The organism is Stenotrophomonas sp. YJH_SMC_80, from assembly GCF_059372495.1.
In genome coordinates, this window is sequence record NZ_JCAFVP010000004.1 from 377,544 (window position 1) to 396,968 (window position 19,425).

17 protein-coding genes are annotated in these 19,425 nt (G+C 66.9%); 9 read left to right on the forward strand and 8 right to left on the reverse strand.

Annotated features, from left to right (window positions below):
- Positions 1-58: 58 nt before the first annotated feature.
- The 3 genes from rocF to AC5P99_RS09985 all read left to right on the forward strand — a co-directional run bounded on the left by rocF (position 59) and on the right by AC5P99_RS09985 (position 1,708).
- The gene (gene rocF / locus AC5P99_RS09975) at positions 59-979 is read left to right on the forward strand and encodes an arginase (protein ID WP_099604909.1); all 921 of its coding nucleotides are present in this window, start codon (positions 59-61) and stop codon (positions 977-979) included.
- A gap of 160 nt (positions 980-1,139) precedes the next feature.
- A complete protein-coding gene (locus AC5P99_RS09980) occupies positions 1,140-1,277 on the forward strand; it encodes an entericidin A/B family lipoprotein (RefSeq protein ID WP_005407710.1) in 138 nt (45 codons plus the stop codon).
- Between the two features lie 209 nt (positions 1,278-1,486).
- Complete coding sequence (locus AC5P99_RS09985; RefSeq protein ID WP_004153772.1) at positions 1,487-1,708, forward strand: CsbD family protein; 222 nt, start codon at positions 1,487-1,489, stop codon at positions 1,706-1,708.
- 73 nt (positions 1,709-1,781) lie between these two features.
- Here AC5P99_RS09985 and AC5P99_RS09990 read toward each other — a convergent pair whose 3' ends face one another.
- A complete protein-coding gene (locus AC5P99_RS09990) occupies positions 1,782-2,591 on the reverse strand; it encodes a hypothetical protein (protein ID WP_187757499.1) in 810 nt (269 codons plus the stop codon).
- Between the two features lie 108 nt (positions 2,592-2,699).
- On the opposite strand from AC5P99_RS09990, the gene AC5P99_RS09995 reads away from it, so the two are divergent.
- From AC5P99_RS09995 to AC5P99_RS10010, 4 genes are all read left to right on the forward strand, one after another.
- A complete protein-coding gene (locus AC5P99_RS09995) occupies positions 2,700-3,992 on the forward strand; it encodes a tryptophan--tRNA ligase (protein ID WP_012478877.1) in 1,293 nt (430 codons plus the stop codon).
- A gap of 123 nt (positions 3,993-4,115) precedes the next feature.
- Entirely contained in the window at positions 4,116-4,412 is a 297-nt protein-coding gene (locus tag AC5P99_RS10000; RefSeq protein ID WP_043035191.1) for a hypothetical protein, read from the forward strand.
- A 249-nt stretch (positions 4,413-4,661) separates the two neighbouring features.
- Complete coding sequence (locus AC5P99_RS10005; RefSeq protein ID WP_495213113.1) at positions 4,662-5,594, forward strand: MBL fold metallo-hydrolase; 933 nt, start codon at positions 4,662-4,664, stop codon at positions 5,592-5,594.
- 105 nt (positions 5,595-5,699) lie between these two features.
- Positions 5,700-7,352: a M28 family metallopeptidase gene (locus AC5P99_RS10010; protein WP_329769044.1), complete on the forward strand. Its 1,653-nt coding sequence runs from the start codon at positions 5,700-5,702 to the stop codon at positions 7,350-7,352.
- A gap of 170 nt (positions 7,353-7,522) precedes the next feature.
- On the opposite strand, the gene AC5P99_RS10015 is transcribed toward AC5P99_RS10010, so the two are convergent.
- Together AC5P99_RS10015 and AC5P99_RS10020 are read right to left on the reverse strand one after the other, a co-directional pair.
- Positions 7,523-7,822, reverse strand: coding sequence for a hypothetical protein (locus tag AC5P99_RS10015; protein WP_049449575.1), 300 nt, complete (start codon positions 7,820-7,822; stop codon positions 7,523-7,525).
- 67 nt (positions 7,823-7,889) lie between these two features.
- Positions 7,890-9,224: an MFS transporter gene (locus AC5P99_RS10020; protein WP_043035190.1), complete on the reverse strand. Its 1,335-nt coding sequence runs from the start codon at positions 9,222-9,224 to the stop codon at positions 7,890-7,892.
- Between the two features lie 223 nt (positions 9,225-9,447).
- Between AC5P99_RS10020 and yedA the strand changes: the two genes are divergently transcribed.
- Positions 9,448-10,353: a drug/metabolite exporter YedA gene (gene yedA / locus AC5P99_RS10025; RefSeq protein WP_043035189.1), complete on the forward strand. Its 906-nt coding sequence runs from the start codon at positions 9,448-9,450 to the stop codon at positions 10,351-10,353.
- Positions 10,350-11,246: an EamA family transporter RarD gene (rarD, locus tag AC5P99_RS10030; RefSeq protein ID WP_032965507.1), complete on the forward strand. Its 897-nt coding sequence runs from the start codon at positions 10,350-10,352 to the stop codon at positions 11,244-11,246. The genes yedA and rarD overlap by 4 nt, the downstream gene beginning before the upstream one ends.
- A 207-nt stretch (positions 11,247-11,453) precedes the next feature.
- Here the strand turns inward: rarD and AC5P99_RS10035 are convergent, their stop codons facing one another.
- The 5 genes from AC5P99_RS10035 to AC5P99_RS10055 all read right to left on the reverse strand — a co-directional run bounded on the left by AC5P99_RS10035 (position 11,454) and on the right by AC5P99_RS10055 (position 19,258).
- The gene (locus tag AC5P99_RS10035; protein WP_005407725.1) at positions 11,454-14,312 is read right to left on the reverse strand and encodes a TonB-dependent receptor plug domain-containing protein; all 2,859 of its coding nucleotides are present in this window, start codon (positions 14,310-14,312) and stop codon (positions 11,454-11,456) included.
- Between the two features lie 392 nt (positions 14,313-14,704).
- Positions 14,705-16,027 (reverse strand): ABC transporter permease, encoded by a 1,323-nt coding sequence (locus AC5P99_RS10040; RefSeq protein WP_088436368.1) that lies wholly within the window; start codon positions 16,025-16,027, stop codon positions 14,705-14,707.
- A gap of 13 nt (positions 16,028-16,040) precedes the next feature.
- Positions 16,041-17,198: an ABC transporter permease gene (locus tag AC5P99_RS10045; RefSeq protein WP_019338655.1), complete on the reverse strand. Its 1,158-nt coding sequence runs from the start codon at positions 17,196-17,198 to the stop codon at positions 16,041-16,043.
- A 14-nt stretch (positions 17,199-17,212) separates the two neighbouring features.
- Positions 17,213-17,902: an ABC transporter ATP-binding protein gene (locus AC5P99_RS10050; RefSeq protein WP_004137569.1), complete on the reverse strand. Its 690-nt coding sequence runs from the start codon at positions 17,900-17,902 to the stop codon at positions 17,213-17,215.
- Positions 17,903-18,004: 102 nt separating this feature from the next.
- Positions 18,005-19,258, reverse strand: coding sequence for an efflux RND transporter periplasmic adaptor subunit (locus tag AC5P99_RS10055; protein ID WP_005407729.1), 1,254 nt, complete (start codon positions 19,256-19,258; stop codon positions 18,005-18,007).
- Between the last annotated feature and the right edge of the window lie 167 nt (positions 19,259-19,425).

Below are 19,425 nucleotides of genomic sequence, written 5' to 3' on the forward strand. Positions count from 1 at the left end.
AGTGGTGTCACACAGCTCTGGCTAGACTGTGCTTCTTTTTCCCCCGCAGGAGGCACCCATGGCCCATCCCATTTCCGTATCCCTGATCGGCGTTCCCACCGATGTCGGTGCGGGCCATCGCGGTGCACGGCTGGGGCCGGAAGCGCTGCGCGTGGCGGGCCTGCCGGAGGCGCTGGAAGCGCGCGGCGTGGACGTGCGCGACCTGGGCAACCTGGATGGCCCGCGCAACCCGTGGACCGCGCCGGTGCAGGGCTACCGCCATCTGGAGGAAGTGGTGGCGTGGAACCATGCACTGATGGAAGCCAGCTATGCCGAACTGCAGGCCGGCCGCATGCCGATCATGCTCGGCGGCGACCACTGCCTGGGAATCGGTTCGATCACTGCCGTGGCACGCTGGTGCCGCGAGCAGGGCAAGACCCTGCGCGTGCTGTGGCTGGATGCACATTCCGATTTCAATACCAGCGATGTCACCCCCTCGGGCAACATCCACGGCATGCCGGTGGCCTGCCTGTGCGGCCTCGGCCCGGAGGCGCTGACCCACCTCGGCGGCAGCGCACCGGCGATCACTCCCACCCAGGTGCACCAGATCGGCATCCGTTCGGTGGACCCGGAAGAGAAGCGCCTGATCAAGACCCACAAGGTGGATGTCTACGACATGCGCTACATCGACGAGAACGGCATGAAGCGCACGGTCGAAGCAGCACTGGCGGGCATCGACGAGAACACCCACCTGCATGTCAGCTTCGACGTCGACTTCCTCGACCCGAGCATCGCGCCGGGCGTGGGCACCACGGTGCCGGGTGGGGTGAACTACCGCGAGGCGCAGCTGGTGATGGAGATGATTGCCGACACCGGGCGCATGGGTTCGCTGGACATCGTCGAGCTCAACCCCTTGCTGGACAAGCAGAATGCCACCGCCGAACTGGCCGTGGACCTGGTCGAAAGCCTGTTCGGCAAGTCCACCCTGATGCGCGACTGAGCTCTCCGCCTGAACGGATCGATGATCCGTTCACACGCGCTCCACGCCCCTGCCGCCAGATTGCACATCACGCGGCGGCAGTGGCATTGGCTCCTTCCGCCGAGCGACCGAACCCCATCCGCGAATGAAGCGGTATAGCGGCGAACCCAAGGAGAAGCCCATGAAGCGCGTAGTTGCCCTGATGCTGTTGTCGATGTTCTCGGTGGCCCTGCTGGCCGGTTGCAACACCGTTGCCGGTGCCGGCAAGGACGTGCAGAAGGCTGGCGAAAAGGTTGAGGATGCCGCCAAGGGCCGTTGAGCCTGAAGTGGAACGGAAAGCAAAAAGGCCGGCGGGTGCTCCCCCCGGCCTTTTCTCTTGCGCGTTTTTCTGCAGCGTACGTGTCGAAGCGTAGTGAACCATTCAAGCAGGTGAGCAGTGCTTTCATGGTCGGTTGACCGGCACTCAACAGCCGCTGCGCGAAGCTGTAGCCACGGTAAGAACGCCGTTGCAACCAAGGACTCCCAGCAATGAACAAAGACATCATTTCCGGCAAGTGGTCGCAGCTGAAGGGCAAGGCCCAGGCCAAGTGGGGCGATCTGACCAACGACGACTTCGATGTGGCTGAAGGCAATGCCGAGTATCTGGCCGGCCGTCTGCAGGAACGTTATGGCTGGGCCAAGGATCGCGCTGAGAAGGAAGTCCGTGAGTTCCAGGATGCCGTGAGCAAGGACTACCCGGACTACAAGTAAGCGCTACGGTTTTCCCCCACGGCACAACGCCCGCACCGAGAGGTTGCGGGCGTTGTGCTGTCTGGGCGGCCGATCAACGCGCCGGCGGGTCCGGCACATAGCGGTTGGGGAACGCCTGCGGTTCGCGCGGCAGGCGCGACGGCGGTGTATCGACCAGGATGCCGCGCGCGCGCAGATTGCGGGCGCTGTCGTAGCGCAGCTGCAGAACCTGCGCCGGGCTGCGGCTGGCGCGTTCGAAGTCGGTATCGCGTACCGACGACTGCTCGCGTGCGCCGTGGCCGGTGCCCAGCCCAGGGGCCTGTGACTTGCTGGCATAGCCCTCGATGCGGCTGTTGCTGGCGCTGGCATCGGCCGCCGCTTCGGCCGTCGGGGCCGGTGCCGGCAGCGGCAGGCTGCGGCGCAGGATCGGATCCGGACGCCAGCGGCGCGCTTCCTCGAACACCGCCACGCCGACCACGCCGACGTTGTCCGGGCGACCGGTGCGGCTGGCATAGCTGCCGCTGGGGCTGCTGAACACGAACTGCGCCACTTCATCCTGGCTCTTGCGCCAGCCGGTGATGTCGGCGCGCTGGCCGGGGTTGAGCACGTAGCCGGTCTGCGACGGATCGGCATCCTCGCCGGAGATGGCGTTGACGCCGTCTACCGACAGCACCACCAGCACCCGGCGCGGGCTGTCGTTGTACAGGCGCACGGCGTAGCGGTGGCCGCGCTCGCCGGCCACCCAGCGCTGGCCCTCGGCGGGGTAGCTGCGCAATTCGGTGCCGCGGTCGCGGTCGACCAGAGACATGCGCACGGGGCCGCCCTCGTAGGCCGGCGGCGGCACCGGGGCGGGGCGGAAGCCGGCCAGGGGCAGGATCAACAGCAGGGGCAGCAGGCGTTTCATCGGGCGTCTCCAGCGGGGTTGCGTGAATGAACGCGCCGCAGGCCCTGACGGGGTTGGTGGCGTGCAAGGTAAACTGGCCCCGTTCATCGAAGGTTACCCCACGCAGTCATGACCACCCGAGTCCTTACCGGCATCACCCCCTCCGGCACGCCCCACCTGGGCAACTACGTTGGCGCCATCCGTCCGGCCATCGCGGCCAGCCGCGCGCCGGGGATCGAGAGCTTCTTCTTCCTGGCCGACCTGCACAGCCTGATCAAGTCCCAGGACCCGCAGCGCACCCAGCGCGCGACCCTGGAGATCGCGGCCAGCTGGCTGGCCTGTGGCCTGGACCCGGAACACGTGTGGTTCTACCGCCAGAGCGACATCCGCGAGACCACCGAGCTGATGTGGTTCCTGACCGCGATCGCCAGCAAGGGCATCCTCAACCGCGCGCACGCCTACAAGGCGGCGGTGGACAAGAACCGCGAGGAAGGCGTGGACGAGGACGCAGGCGTCAGCGCCGGCCTGTTCATGTACCCGGTGCTGATGGCCGCCGACATTCTGATCTTCAAGGCCAACCAGGTACCGGTGGGCCGTGACCAGATCCAGCACATCGAGATGGCGCGCGACTTCGCCCAGCGCTTCAACCACGTGTATGGCAAGGAGTACTTCCCGCTGCCGGACGTGGTGATCGACGAGCAGGTGGCGACGCTGGCGGGCCTGGATGGCCGCAAGATGAGCAAGAGCTACCACAACACCATTCCGCTGTTCGTGCCGCGCGAGGAGCTGAAGAAGCTGGTGTTCTCGATCCTGACCGACTCGCGCGCACCTGGCGAGCCGAAGGACACCGAGGGCTCTGCGCTGTTCCAGATGTACCAGGCCTTCGCCACCCCGGAACAGACCGCCGAATTCGCCAGGGCGTTCGCCGCCGGCATCAGCTGGGGTGACGCCAAGCAGCAGCTGTTCGAGCGCATCGACAGCGAGCTGTCGCCGTTGCGCGAACGCTACAACGCGCTGATGGCCGAGCCGGAGAAGATCGAGGCGCTGCTCAAGCGCCGTGGCCAGCAGCTGCGCGAGCAGCTGGCGGCACCGCTGCTGGACGAGCTGCGCCACGCCGTGGGCCTGCGTGACCTGTCCACCGCAGGCGATATCGCCAGCGAGGACGCCGGCGTGGCCCGCGTGGCACCGCCACTGTTCAAGCAGTACCGCGAGAAGGACGGCCGCTTCTACTTCAAGCTGACCGCCGGTGACGGCACGCTGCTGATCCAGAGCGAAGGCTTCGATTCGCCGCGCGATGCGGGGCAGTTGATTGCCGTGATCAAGCAGGCGGAGCAGGGTGACCAGCTGCAGAGCGAACTGTTCAAGCTGGAAGCCGAAGTGGACGCCGTGCTGGCGGCCCTGGCCATGCTGCGCGAAGCGTAAGGGTAGTGCCGGCCGCTGGCCGGCAACTGCATAGGAAATGCCGGCCAGCGGCCGGCACTACCCGCGAACGAAGGTCATGGCATGATGTCCGCGCGCCTCCGGCGCGATGACATGGAGTCTGCGATGGCCTGGTTGTCGCTGCTGCTGTTCCTGCCCTGGTTCCTGCTGCTGGGCAGCCTGTACTGGCTGTTCCCGCGCCAGCCGCGCACGCCGCGGCGGCGCCTGTTCGATGGCACCACCCTGCTGCTGGCCTTCGCCCTGAGCATCGCCTCGATGCTGTGGGGGTATCGACTTGGCATGGCACAGCCCGGCGCCGGCCCGATCTGGCCGCAGGTACTGGCGGTGCTGTACGCCTACGGCGCATTCCTGGCGGTGCTGGTGCTGGCCCTGCTGCTGCGGCCGCGGTTCGCATTGCGCTGAACCTGGCCCTTGCGCACCCGATGGACCTGCGGTTGGTTGGCCTGCGCTTGCCCTTGCCTGCGCTTGCCCTTGGTAGAGTCGACTGTGAGTCGACCGCTCTTCTGGAAGCCCGCGCTGCGCGCGACAGTCGACTGACAGTCGACTCTACCCGGCCACAACCCGGCACCACCCGACCAAAGCCGCATCGAACCCGGACCGCCCGCGCGCCTACCATGGGCGTCTGTTCCCGATCCTGCCAGGTGCGTGCCGATGATCGCCGACCCCAGCATCCACACCATCGATACCGGCTTCCAGCGTCCCGACTTCGACGCGGCCTATCTGATCGTTGAAAACGACCGCGCCGCGTTCGTCGACTGCGGCACCGGCCTGTCGGTGCCGGCGATGCTGCAGGCGCTGGCCAACGCGGGTCTGGCCGTTGACGCGGTGGACTGGCTGCTGCTCACGCACGTGCACCTGGACCACGCCGGCGGCGCCGGCCTGCTGATGCAGCAGCTGCCCAACGCAAAGGCAGTGCTGCACCCGCGCGGTGCGCCGCACATGATCGACCCGACCCGGCTGATTGCCGGTGCCACGGCGGTGTACGGTGCCGAGGAAATCGCGCGCAGCTATGGTCGTATCGAGGCCATTCCCGAACATCGTGTGGTGGTGGTCGAGGACGGCCACCGTATCGACCTGGCCGGTCGCGAGCTGGCGCTGCTGCACACGCCGGGCCACGCGCTGCACCACTACTGCGTGTGGGATGCGCGCAGCCGCAGCTGGTTCACCGGCGATACCTTCGGCATCTCCTACCGCGAGCTGGACAGCGCGCAAGGTGCCTTCATCTTCCCGACGTCGTCGCCGGTACAGTTCGACCCGGAAGCGATGAAGGCCTCGATCCGGCGCATGCTGGGCTACGGCCCGCAGGCGATGTACCTGACCCACTACGGTCGTGTGGAACCGGTGGAGAAACTGGCCGACGACCTGTTCGAGCAGATCGATGCGATGGCCGCCATCGGCCGCCAGTGCGATGGCCGGCCGGACCGTCACCGCTGCCTGCTGGCTGCACTGCAGGCGCTGTACCTGGAACGTGCACAGCTGCATGGCTGTGCGCTGGACGATGCGGCGGTGACTGCTGTTCTGGCGATGGACATCGAACTCAACGCGCAGGGCCTGGCCTGCTGGCTGGATCGCATCAGCAGGTAGATCCACGCCATGCGCGGGTGACGCCGCCCCAAGCCGAGCCGTGATGTCACGACCACGTTACACTCTGGTGACTTCCAAGCTAGCCGTGGTACTGCCGTGAATCCGATGCGCGTGTTGCTGCTGTCGTCCTGCCTGTTTGTCGGGGGCCTGGCCCATGCGGCCAACGATCTACCGGGTGGCGGCATCGATCCGCAGGCGCTGTCGCGTCACGTGCGGGTGCTGGCGTCGGACGAGTTCGAGGGCCGCGCGCCGGCCACCGAAGGCGAAGAGCGCACCGTGCAGTACCTGATCGAGCAGTTCCGCAGCTACGGCCTGCAGCCGGGTGGCGTGGATGGCAGCTGGGTGCAGCCGGTGCCGCTGGTGCGCGCGCAGCTGGACGGCCCGGCCAAGGCCAGCCTGTCGCTGAAGCAGGGCAAGCGCGCGCTGGCCAACGGCGTGGACGTGACCCTGCAGAGCCTGCAGCCGCGCAAGCGCGTGCAGATCAAAGACGCGCCACTGGTGTTCGTCGGCTATGGCATCGACGCACCGGAACGCCACTGGAACGATTACAAGGACGTGGACCTGCACGGCAAGATCGCCGTGGTGCTGATCAACGACGCCGATTTCGAAGCCGATGCGCCGGGCGCGTTCGATGGCAAGGCGGTGACCTACTACGGCCGCTGGACCTACAAGTTCGAGGAAGCCGCGCGCCGTGGTGCCGAGGGTGTGCTGATCGTGCACGAGACCGCGCCGGCCGCCTATGGCTGGGCCACTGTGAAGAGCTCGGGCACCTCGCCGCTGTTCGACATCGAACGCGGCCAGGCCGAGGCGATGGCGCAGCACACGCCGCTGCGTGGCTGGATGCAGCGCGAACTTGCCGAGGCGATCTTCGCCGACGCCGGCCTCGACTTCGATGCCGAGAAGCGCAAGGCGATGCGTGTGGACTTCCGCCCGGTGGCACTGGACAACGCGAAGCTGAGCGTGGATTTCGCGCTCAAGCGCGAGCAGGTGGTGACCCGCAACGTGGTGGCCAAGCTGCCCGGTGGTGAACACGCCGACGAGGCCGTGATCTTCTCCGCGCACTGGGATGCGTTCGGTATCGGCCAGGCCGACGCCAAGGGCGACCGCATCCGCCGTGGTGCGATCGACAACGCCACCGGCGTGGCCACGGTGCTGGAACTGGGCCGCGTGTTCGCCGCCGGCCCGCAGCCGCAGCGCACGCTGTACTTCGTGGCCCTCACCGCCGAAGAGAAGGGCCTGCTGGGCGCCAGCTACTACGCCGCGCATCCGCTGGCGCCGCTGGACAAGACCGCTGCAGTGCTGAACATCGAGATGTTCAGCCCGGATGGCGCGACCCGCGACATCGCTTCGTGGGGCAAGGGCCGGGTGTCGCTGGAAGGCGACCTGGAACGCGTGGCCAAGGCCCGCGGTCGCAGCTACAGCCCGGACCCGAACCTGGAGGCCGGCTTCTTCTACCGCGCCGACCACTTCGCCTTTGCCCGCCTGGGCGTGCCGGCGATCACCATCGGCCCGGGCCTGGACAAGCTGGACGGCGGCGTTGAAGCCGGCCGCGCGCTGCGCGAGAAGTATTTCGCCGACTGCTACCACCAGGCCTGCGATGCCTGGACCCCGAGCTGGGATCCGAGCGGCCACGCGGCTGACACTCTGCTGGTCTACGACCTGGGTGCCGAGCTGGCCAACAGCCGCCGCTGGCCGACGTGGGAGAAGGAATCGGAGTTCCGCGGCGCGCGCGACAAGAGCGAAGCGGCCCGCCGCTGAGGCTCGGGACCGGCGGGGTGTCATGTCATTCCGCCGGGGGTAGAGTCGACTGCCAGTCGACTATCGCGCGCAGCGCGGGTTTTCCGGTGCCGACAGAGAGAGCAGTCGACCAACAGTCGACTCTACCGATTGCCGATTGCCGATTGCCGATTGCCGGCCAGCGGCCGGCACTACCTGCGCCGGCGCAGCAGCGTCCATGCGCCCCAGCCGGCGGCCGCGAGCGCTGCCAGATAGCACGCCACCATCGTGCGCAGGCCAACCGGCGACCCTGCATTGATGCCGCGATGCAGGCGCAGTTGCAGCGAGCTGTGGCCGCTGCCCAGGTCCACCGCCAGCTGCAGCGCCAGCGCGGCGCAGAACACCAGCAGGGCGACCCCGAAGCCGGTGCGTGGCCATGCGGCCTGTGCGTTGGGGCGGCGCAGCAGCCAGGCCAGTGCCGTGGCTGCGGCCAGCGCCGCCGCGATCCACATCAGTGGCGTGGCGGGAGATGCAGCGGCCACCGGCAGTGCACCGGTGGCCGCGATCACGGCAACGCGCTTACTTGCGGGTGCCGTCGAGCCAGTTCGGGCCCTTGTTGGTGAGGAAGAACACATAGACCACCAACGATACCGCGATCGTTGCGGTCACGTAGATGGCGAACCAGTCGACGTGGCCGGTCTTCAGCGCGCCCTGGTACAGCAGCGGGGCGGTGCCGCCGAACAGCGAGTTGGCCAGCGCGTAACCCAGGCCTACGCCCAGCGCACGCACGTGGGTGGGGAACAGCTCGGCCTTTACCACGGCATTGATCGAGGTGTAGCCGGTGAGGATGACGAAGGCCAGTGCCAGGGTCAGGAACGCCAGCGTGGCGTCGTGCTGGTGCGGCAGCTGGGTGATCAGGTACCAGCTGTACAGCACGCCGCCGACACCGAAGAACACCAGCAGGGTCTTGCGGCCGATGATGTCCGACAGCCAGCCGCCGACCGGCTGCAGCACCATCAGGAACGCCAGCACGCCCAGGTTGATCAGGGTGCCGGTCATCGGGTCGTTGCCCGCGAATGCGCTCTGGATCATTTTCGGGCCGTTCACCGAGTAGGTGTAGAAGGCCACGGTGCCACCGGCGGTGATCAGGAAGCACAGCAGCAGCGGCCGCCACTGGTGCACGAACAGCTCGTACATCGAGCCGGATTTCTGCGCCTTGCCCTCGCGCGCAGCTTCGATCGACGACTCCGACAGCGATTCGTCCATGCCGCGGCGCAGCCAGAACACCACCACCGCGGCGATGCCACCGATGCCGAAGGCGATGCGCCAGCCCCACTCCGAGATCTCCGGCTTGCCCCAGAAGGTCAGCATCAGCAGCAGGGTCAGCTGGGCCAGCACATGGCCGCCGACCAGGGTGACGTAGTGGAAGGAGGACAGGAAGCCGCGACGGCCGGGAATGGCGGCCTCTGACATGTAGGTGGCGCTGGCGCCGTACTCGCCGCCGGTGGCGAAGCCCTGCAGCAGGCGCGCGAACAACAGGATGACTGCGGCCCAGATGCCGATGCTGGCGGCGGTGGGGGTGATGGCGATCAGGAACGAGCACAGCGCCATCAGCGTGACCGAGACAGTCAGCGCCAACCGACGGCCGTGGCGGTCGGCGAAGCGGCCGAAGAACCAGGCACCGATCGGGCGCATCAGGAACGTGGCGGCGAAGATCGCCCACACGTACATCGTGGAGTTCTTGTCGTCCGGCGAGAAGAACTGCGATTCGAAGTACACGGCGAACACCGAGTACACGTAGACGTCATACCACTCCACCAGGTTGCCGGCGGAGCCTTTGAGGGTGTTGGAGATCGACCTGCGCAGGGCAGCGCGGTCGTTCGCGGGTACGGCAGGTTGGGACGTGGTGCTCATCTGGGTGGGAATCCTCGATGCGGCGCGTCCGTGCGCAGGGAAAACGGCGCCCGGCCTTGGGGCGGCGCGGCCGGGCAGCCCTCTTGGTACTGCATCGGCCGTCAACACGGGGTAGCAGACCAGAGCAGGGTGCATGGATGGATGACAGCGTGCCACCGTCCGGGGTGCCGGACCATACTCAAAACGTCCTAGAATCCGCCTTCCCCCGGCTCCCTGGTGTGTCATGTCGGTTCCCCCCTCTTCGTCTGCGGCTGCCCCCCGGGGTGGCCTTGTCGCGCTGGCATTGCTGCTGGTCTACGTGGTCTGGGGCTCGACCTACCTGGGCATCGCCAAGGCCCTGCACGGCGGCGCGCTGCCGCTGACGATGGTTTCCGGCAGCCGGTTCATCATTGCCGGTGGCCTGATGTTCCTGGCCTTGCGTCTGTTCTGGAAGATGCCGAACCCGACCCTGCGGCAGTGGCGCAACCTGGTGGTGATGGGCGTGACCATGCTGGTGCTGGGCAACGGCATGGTGGTGCTGGCCGAGCGTGAGGTGTCCTCGGGCCTGGCCGCGACAGCAGTGGCCTCGGTGCCGCTGTGGATGGCGCTGTTCTCGGCGCTGCGCGGGCAGCATGCCAGCCGCGGTGAGTGGCTGGGCATCGCCATCGGCTTCCTCGGCGTAGTCTGGCTCAACGCCGGCAGCAGCCTGACGGCCTCGCCGACCGGGCTGGTGCTGCTGCTGATCGCGCCGATCGGCTGGGCCTTCGGTTCGGTGTGGGCGCGCGGCCTGGACCTGCCGGGCCCGTTCATGACCGCCGCCGGGCAGATGATCTGCGGTGGCGTGCTGCTGGTGCTGATCGGCCTGGCGGTCGGCGAGCGCCCGACCACGCTGCCCGATACCGGTGGCCTGCTGGCGATGGCCTACCTGTGCGTGTTCGGTTCCATCGTTGCCTTCACCGCCTACGTCTGGCTGCTGCAGAACGTGCGGCCGGCGCTGGCCGGCAGCTATGCGTACGTCAATCCGGTGATCGCGGTGCTGCTGGGCGCGCTGCTCAACGGCGAGCGCTTCGGCTGGCGCGACCTGCTGGCGATGGCGGTGATTCTCCTGGGTGTGGTGGTGCTGACAATGGCAAGGACGAGAAAGAAGTGAGCATGGACGAGAAAGAACAACGCCGGGGCCTGCTGGTCACCGCATCCACCTTCGTGATCTGGGGCCTGGTGCCGGTCTATTGGCACCTGCTCAACGAGGTACCCTCGTTCCAGATCATCGCCCACCGCATCATCTGGAGCACCGTGATGGTGCTGGGCTGGCTCTTGATCAGCTCGCGCCTGGGCTGGTGGCAGAAGATCGCCGCGCAGCCGCGCGCGCTGCCGATCCTGCTGGTGTCGAGCCTGACCATCGCGTTCAACTGGGGCCTGTACATCTGGGCGGTCAACGCCGGCCATGTGATCGAGACCAGCCTGGGCTACTTCATCAACCCGCTGGTGAACGTGCTGCTGGGCGTGCTGGTGCTGAAGGAGCGGCTGCGGCGCCTGCAGTGGGTGGCGGTGGCGATGGCGGCGGTGGGCGTGGCTTGGCTGACCATCGACGCGGGTACGCCGCCGTGGATCGCGCTGGGCCTGGCCTGTTCGTTCGGCCTGTATGGCCTGCTGCGCAAGCTGGTCTCGGTCGATCCGGTGGCCGGCCTGGGCGTGGAGAGCATGTACCTGTTCCTGCCGGCGCTGGCCTTCGCGATCTGGGCGGAAAACGGCCATGGCGGCGCGTTCTTCCACGGCTGGGGCTGGCGCAATGACCTGCTGCTGATCTTCGGTGGCGCAGTGACCGCAGTGCCGCTGATCGGTTTCGCCTACGGCGTGAAGCGCATCCCGCTGTCGCTGGTCGGCATCCTGCAGTACATCGCGCCGAGCCTGCAGCTGCTGCTGGGCGTGTTCTTCTTCCACGAAGCGTTCGATACTGCCAAGGCGATCGGCTTCGCCGCGATCTGGGCCGGCCTGATCCTGTTCGTCGGTGACAACATCCGCACGATGCGCGCCAAGCGCTAGCGCCGGCGGGGCTGCGGGGTCGGATCCCTCCGCAACGCGGAGGGCTCTGACCCTGTTCTATCCGTCGCGTGGGGTCAGAGCCCTTCGCAGGGCGAAGGGATCCGACCCCGCTTCCCGAAAAAAAGAACGGCGCCCCGAAGGGCGCCGTTCTGCTTCCATCCACCGCCAGGAGAGAGAGATGGCGGTGGCGGGAACGCGGTTGCAGGCTTAGAAGCGCTGCTGGTACTTCATGTACATGAAACGACCGATGTCGAAGCCACCGTAGTAGGTGAAGCTGCTGTTCGGCTGGCTGTACATGATCGGACCCTGGTGGTCGAAGACGTTGTTCACGCCCAGCGACACGGTGCCGTCCCACGGCAGGCTGTAACGCACCTGCAGGTCGTGGAAGGTGTTGGAGCCCACCTTGCGGCTCGGCTGCGCATCGGTGTACGGCGAGACGAAGCCGGCCATGTTGCAGTCCGGGCCACCGGCCAGGTCATACGAGCAGGCTTCCTTCATGCCCGAGTAGTAGCGGGCGGTCCAGCCGATGCCCAGGTCGCCGTACTGCCAATCCAGGTTGAAGGTCGAACGCACGCGGAAGTTGCCCTGCCAGCCGGTCTTCTGCTCCACCGGCGTGGTGGCGGCGCTGTCGTTGCGCTGCTCCAGGTAGTCGGTGTAGGTGGTGTTCCAGGTTGCGGCAAAGCGGCCGAACGCGGTTTCCGGCAGGCGGTAACGCAGGCTGAAGTCGTAGCCGGCGGTTTCGCGGTAGCCCGCATTGACCAGCGAGCGGTCCAGCGACGTCACCTGACCCAGCGTCTTGGCGCTGGTGGAACGGGTGAAGCGGCCGCACGCCGAATCCACGCCCTGCACGTAGCACTGGTTGAGGATGTCGGTGGCCGACTCACCCACGATCGCGTTGTCGATGCGGATCTTCCACCAGTCCAGGCTGACGTCCAGGCCCGGCACGAACTCGGGGCTGTACACCAGGCCCACGGTCCAGGTCTTGGCGGTTTCCGGCTTCAGGTTCGCATTGGAACCGGAGTCGAAATCGGCGATGCCCTGCTGGCCCGGACGGTTGGCGACGTTGCCTTCCGACGCGGTCTGCTGGCGGAAGTCCGCCGGCACCTTCAGCGCCTGGCAGCGTGCGGCCACGGTCGCGCTGCTGGCAGCGATGCCGAACGAGGTATCGCACGGATCGGTGAACGAATCACGGCTCTTCACCGCACCGCCGTACAGGTCGTCCACGGTCGGCGCACGGAAGCCGGTGCCGTAGGTCGCGCGCACCAGCAGGCTGTCGATCGGCTTCCACTTCAGGCCGAACTTGCTGTTGGTGGTCGAACCGAAGGTGTTGTAGTCGGTGTAGCGGCCGGCCAGGTCCAGCGACAGTTCACGCGCGAACGGCATGTCGGCCAGCAGCGGTACCTGCAGCTCCAGGTAGACCTCGTTGAGCGAGTAGTCGCCACGGGTCGGCTGGCCGGTGGTGCCGGCAATCTGGCCCTTCTGCACCATCAGGTCCGGGGTGTAGCTGGCTTCTTCGTTGCGGTGCTCAAAGCCCATCGCGGCCATCACGTCGCCGGCCGGCAGGGTGAACACCGAACCGGAGATGTTGGCGCTGGCAACCTTCGTGGTGCTCTTCATCTTGTCGACGAAGCGGGTGAACAGGTAGTCCTGCACGTCCTGGTTGCTCAGCGAGCCCGGGCCCGCATAGCCCATCGGCGCGGCCGGGTTCCACGGCACGCAGCCGGCGATCACGGCGCCCGGGCTGCCGCAGCGTGCCACGGTGCCATCCATGAAGGATGGGCCGACCGCCAGGTCGACGTGCGGCTGGTACATGCTGCCGGTACCGATGCGCTCGCCTTCATTGCGGTTGTACATGTAGCTGACGTTCCAGTCCCAGTAACGCGAACCGGTTTCGAAGCTGCCTTCCAGGCCGATGCTGGCGCGCTTGGTGTCCAGGTTGTTCTCGGTCGCACGCGGCATTTCTTCGGTGCGGTGCGAGAACAGCACGTCCTGGCCCCAGTGGTTGAACGCACTGTCCTTGGACAGGGCAGCACGGGAACCGTTGCGCGCCTGTGCGGTGGACACCGAGTAGGGGTAGCCGGCCAGGTGCTTGGTCGACTCGCGCTTGCTGTACAGCGCGTCGGCCACGATGCGCAGGTCATCGGTGATCGAGAAGCCACCGTTGGCGAACACCGAAGTGCGCTCCAGGCCGCTCAGCAGGCTCATGTTGGTCTTGGTGTTGGCACCATCGGCCGGATTGGGCGTGTGGAAATTGCCCTTCTGGCTCGGGTCGCCGCCCGGGCCCACGGTCAGCGACTTGCCGTCGACGGTGACGCTGCCCCACTGCGTGGTCTGGTTCAGTGCCTTGACGTCGTCGGGATGGCGCGGGCCACCCGGGTAACGGCTGAACTCGCGCTCGCTGCCGAGGATCTCGTCTTCCTTGGTGCGCTCGGCGCCGACGCTGAACCAGCCGCGGTCGAAGGTCTTGCCGAAGGTGGCGCTGTAGGAGCGCTTCTGGCCGTCACCTTCACCGTACTGGCCGACGTAGACGCTGGCTTCGCCACCGTCGAAGTTCTTGCGGGTGATGATGTTGACCACACCGGCGATGGCGTCCGAGCCGTACAGCGCGGACGCGCCATCGGTGAGCACTTCCACGCGCTCGACAATCGCCGAGGGAATCGAAGCCAGGTCGGAGTAGCCACCGGCGCTGACGCCCATGCGGCGGCCGTCGATCAGCACCAGGCTGCGCTCCGGGCCGAGGTTGCGCAGGCTGACGTACGTGCCGCCGAAGTCGCGCGAAGAACTCAGCGACGACGAGCGGCTCAGGCTCGGTGCGCCGGCGGCGGTGACGTCCTGCAGGATGTCGGCGACGTTGATGTAACCCTTCTTCTCGATCTCGGCGCGGCTGAGCGCGACGACCGGCTGTGCGGTCTCGACACTGGCCTGGCGGATGCGCGAGCCGGTGATTTCGATGCGATCGAGGTTGGTCGGGGTATCGCCGGCGCTCTGTGCGAAGGCGGGGGTGGTGCAGCTGGCGGCCAGCGCGATGACGATCGCGTTGCGCAGCGGATTGGTTTTCAGGGACATCCGTGAAATCTCGTGTTTCAGGAAAAACAAGCGCCCGTTCTATGGACGCGTGGGGTGCTGCAAACCAACGTGGGGGGGCGATTCTAGAATGTTTCCATTCGTAACTGTTTGCCTCTGCGCCGCGGATGTGCGCGAAAATGAATCGCAACCAACAATCCACAGATGGGATGTGCGCAACGTCACGCGCGTTGCGCTTTCGATGGGCAGAGGCATCGATAGCGGCGTATTTCCCGCAATCTGTAGCCGTGCGCGTGCGCCGGCATCCATCCACGCACGGCGTGGATCTACTGGACGTCCTGGCTCACCACCAAGCGTGGATGACGCGCAAAAGAAAAGGGACGGAGCCTTCGCTCCGTCCCCTGCGTGATGCGCAGTCCACCGCTGTGTGATGCTCAGGTTTCGCGCAACGCCGTGGTGATCGGCAAACGGGCCGCGCGCAGCGCCGGGAATAGGCCGCCGACCAGGCCGATGCCCAGCGCCCATTTCAGTCCGGTCCACAGCAGTTCCGGCGACACATGGAACTTGAACACCACCGCGCTGAAGTTGCTGCCGATGGTGGACACGCTGTAGCCATTGAACAGCAGCCACGCCACCGCACACCCCAGAAGGCCACCCAGCAACGCCAGCAGCATGGTCTCCAGCATCACCGCCGTCACCACCGGCAGGCCGCGGAAGCCGATCGCGCGCATGGTGGCGATCTCGCGCGCACGGGTGGCCACGGCCGCGTACATGGTGTTGAGTGCGCCGAACACTGCACCCACCGCCATGATCGTGCCGATCACCTTGCCGAGGATGTCGATCAGCTTGGTCAGCCCGCCGCCCTGCTTGCTGTAGTAGACACGGGTGGTTTCCACGTCCAGTTTCAGGCGCGGGTCGGCGGCGACCGCTGCCTTGAACTGCTCGAAGCCGGCCTTGCCATCGGTACGCACGCTGATCGACTGCCAGGCGCTGCGCTGGTAGGTGGTGGCCAGCGTATCGGCGTCGGTCCACAGCTCCGAATCGTGCGCATCGCCGGTGGCGAACACACCGACCACGGTCCAGGTCTGGTTGCCCAGGGTCAGCGTCCTGCCCACGTCCATGTCGCGGAACTGGCCCTTGGCACCCTGGCCGACCACGATCTCGCGCAGGCCGGCTGCGAACTTGCGGCCTTCGATGATCTTGACCTTGTCATGCACGGCCCAGGCCTGCGGACCAACGCCGCGGAACTGCGCGTTGACGTCGGTGCCGTCGGACTTCGACACCAGGTTGACCACCTGCGACAGCTCCGGCGACAGCAGCGGCCGGCCTTCGCCATCGCGGCTGATGCCGGGCAGGGTGGACAACGTCGGCACCTGCTCGCGGGTGATGACCGAGTTGGTCTCGGCCTGCGAGCCGCCGCGCAGCACGATGGCGGTGGTGTCGTCGCCGGTGTTGTTGAGCGTGGCCTGGAAGCCTTCGCCCATCGCCAGCATCGCCACCAGCACGCCGACCACGCCGGCGATGCCGACCACGATCACCGAGGACGCGCCCCAGCGCTGCGGCAGGCTGGCCACGCCGATGCGGGTGGCGGCCAGCGCCAACCGTCCGCCACGGGTCAGCAGCAGCCACAGTGCCACCAGCACGGCCACGGCCAGCACGCCGACCCACGGCAGGCTGATCCACAGCACCAGGCCGATCACCAGCAGCAGCACCGTCAGGCCGTTGCCCAGCCATTTCTTGAGTTTGCTCTTGAACATGTCGGTGTCCTCCTCAGCGGCCGGCCAGTGCGTCGACGATCTTCAGGCGCTTGGCACGCAGCGCCGGCAACAACCCGACGATGATGCCGATCACCACGATCAGGCCCAGCCCCATCAGCCAGGTCGGCGTCGGTACGTGTGGCGGCAGCATGCCCATGCTCTTCGGGCCGATCGCCGGCAGGATCAGTGCGGCCAGGCCCATGCCGATCAGGCCGCCCAGGCCGATCAGCAGCACCGACTCCACCATCACCAGGGTCAGCACGGTGCTGTCCTTGAAGCCCAGCGTCTTCAGCGTGGCCAGCTCCGGCACGCGTTCGCGCACCGCCTGCGCCATGGTGTTGCCGGTCAGCAGCAGCAGGGTGAAGAACACCGCGCCCATGATTGAAGTGACGATCATGCCGATGTCGGCGAACTGCTTGACGAAGGCCTGCTGGAACGCCGACTCGGTCTGGGTCTTGGTCTCGTGGTCGGAGTTGGCCGAGATTGCATCAATGGCCTGCGCTACCCGCGAGGAATGATCCGGGTTGTCCAGCGTCACCGTGTACCAGCTCACCTGGTTCTTGATGTAGTCGTTGGATTCATCGAAGTACTTCCAGTTCATCATCAACTGGCGTTCTTCGTTGGCCGCCAGCGCTCGGTCCTTGGAACGGTAGATGCCCTTCAGTTCCAGCGGCCAGTCGTTGCTGCCGCCGCGCGGGAAGATCGTGGCCTGCAACGGGATGGTGTCGCCGATCTTCCAGCCGAACTGCTTGGCCAGGGTCTCGCCCACGATGGCGCCGGTGCGGGTCTGCTTCCAGTCCTCCAGCTGTGCCGGATCGATCTGCAGTTCGCGGTAGACATCGAAGTAGTTGGGCGACACCGAGAAGTTCGGGAAGAAGTTCTTTGGATCCTGGTAGATGCCGCCGAACCACATGCCGTAGGCCACGTCGCGCACGCCGGCCACCTGGCGGATCTGGGTTTCCAGGCGGATCGGCAGCGACTGGGTGATCGACAGCCGCGAGGCCACCACCAGGCGATTGGCGCCTTCCACGCTGCCGCCGGACGAGAACGCCACGCGCACCGAGTCGAGCATGCCGAACAGCAGGAACGCGGCCACCACCGACAGCAGGGTCAACAGGGTGCGCGTGCGGCTGCGGAACAGCTGCGCCCACACCAACGAGAAGTATTTCATCGCCGTGGCCTCCGTCAGTGGGCCAGCGGCGCGTCGGCCAGCTCGCCCTTGTCCAGGTGCACCGTGTGCGTGGCGTACTCGGCGGCCTTCGGGTCATGGGTGACCATGATGATGGTCTTGCCGTGTTCGCGGTTGAGCTGCTGCAGCAGGCCGAGGATCTCCTCGGCGGACTGGCGGTCGAGGTCGCCGGTGGGTTCGTCGCAGATCAGGAAGGTCGGGTCGGAGACGATCGCCCGCGCGATCGCCACGCGCTGCTGCTGGCCGCCGGACAGTTCATTGGGGCGATGGCTGCGGCGGTCGGCCAGGCCGACCAGGGTCAGCGCGATCTCGGCATTGCGGCGGCGCTGCGCGGCATTGAGATGGGTCAGCAGCAGCGGCAGCTCCACGTTCTTCTGCGCGGTCAGCATCGGCATCAGGTTGTAGAACTGGAACACGAAGCCGACGTGGTGGCTGCGCCAGGTCGACAGCTGGCCGCCGCTCATCTGGTCGATGCGCTCGCCTTCGATGCTGATCTCGCCGCCGCTGGGGTTGTCCAGGCCGCCGATCAGGTTGAGCAGGGTGGTCTTGCCCGAGCCGGACGGGCCCATCAGCGCGACGAAGTCGCCGCTGGCGATGTCCAGGTCGATGCCGTGCAGCACCTGCACTTTCTCGGGGCCACGCTGGTAGGTCTTGGTGATGTTGCGCAGTGAAACCAGGGTCGACATGGGTGGTTCTCCACGGAAGGCGGGAAACGGGGAAGCGCACCTGCGGTGGCCGCAGGCGTGCGTCGAGCGGTGTTGCCGGCGGCGCCCATGGGCGCCAGGCCGTTACTGCGCTTGTTTCTGTTGCACCTTGGCGCCATCGCGCAGGGTGTCCGGCGGGTTCACCACCACCGACTCACCCGCGCTGACGCCCTTGAGGATCTGGCGGTCCTTGCCCATCGCCTGGCCGGCCTCGACCGTGCGCTGCTGCACGCGGCTCTGGTCGCCCAGTACGAAGGCAACCGAGGCGCCCTCGCGCTGGACCACCGCGCCAGCCGGCACGCGCACGCCCTGCGGTTTGGCGGCCGCCTGCGGCTGCGCCTGCTCCAGGAAGCTGACCCGCACGCCCATCTCCGGCACGATGCGCGGGTCCTTCACCTTCAGCGCCACGCGCACCTTCACCGTGGCCTTGCCGCGGTCGGCAGTGGGGATGATGGCGATCACCTCGCCCGGAATCTTCCACTCCGGATAAGCGTTGAGCGTGGCTTCCACCGGCATCTTCGGTTGCACGCGGCCGATGAAGGCCTCGCCGACCTCGACTTCGATCTCCAGCGAGTCCATGTCGACGATGGTGCCGATGCCGGTACGGGTGAAACCACCGCCCGCCGACAGCGGCGAAACGATTTCGCCCGGCTGCGCGGCCTTGGCGGTGACCACGCCGGAGAACGGCGCGCGCACGATGTTGTTGTCCACGCCCAGATCGGCAATGGCGAGCTGGTCGTTGGCGACCTTGACGTTGCGCTGGGCCGTTTCCAGCTGCGCACGCAGGCTGTCACGCTGGGCCACGGCCTGGTCGTACTGCGAACGTGACACCAGTTGCTGGCCGACCAGCGCCTGCAGGCGGCTGGCTTCGGCGGCGGCCTGCTTCTGCTGTGCCTCCAGCCCGGCCACCTGGCTGCGCGCGGCCTGCAACTGCGAGGCATACAGGCTGCGCTGCGCATCGGCATCGATCGGATCCAGGGTGGCCATCACCTGGCCGGCTTCGACCCGCATGCCTTCCTCGATCATCACCTCGCGCACCTTGCCCGTGATCTTGGCCGAGACCGTGGCCATGCGCCGGGCGACCACGTAGCCACTGGCATCGAGCACCGAACTGCTGGCGCTGCCCTGCTGGATGGCCACTGCGGGCGCGGTTTCCACTTCCACGGCCGGCGCGCGGCCGAACAGGAAGGCCACGGCAGCGGCGATCAGCAGCACGACCACGATGATCGCGATCCACAGCCAACGACGGCCACCACCATTGCTGCCACCACCGGAGGCGGGCGGCGGCGACTTGCGGTCGATACGGAGTTCCTTCAACAGCTCGGCAGAAGCGTTCATTCGTTCCATCACAGGCGTTCGGGCGGGTGTGGCCGGAAGCGCGGACGGCGGCGGTTCCGGCGGTGGAGCGTGCGGCACAGCATGAAGGCAGGCACAGCGATGACGGCAGTGACAGCTGTCATCCGATGACACTGACGGCGGCAACTGCGAAATGTGACCACGGCGGC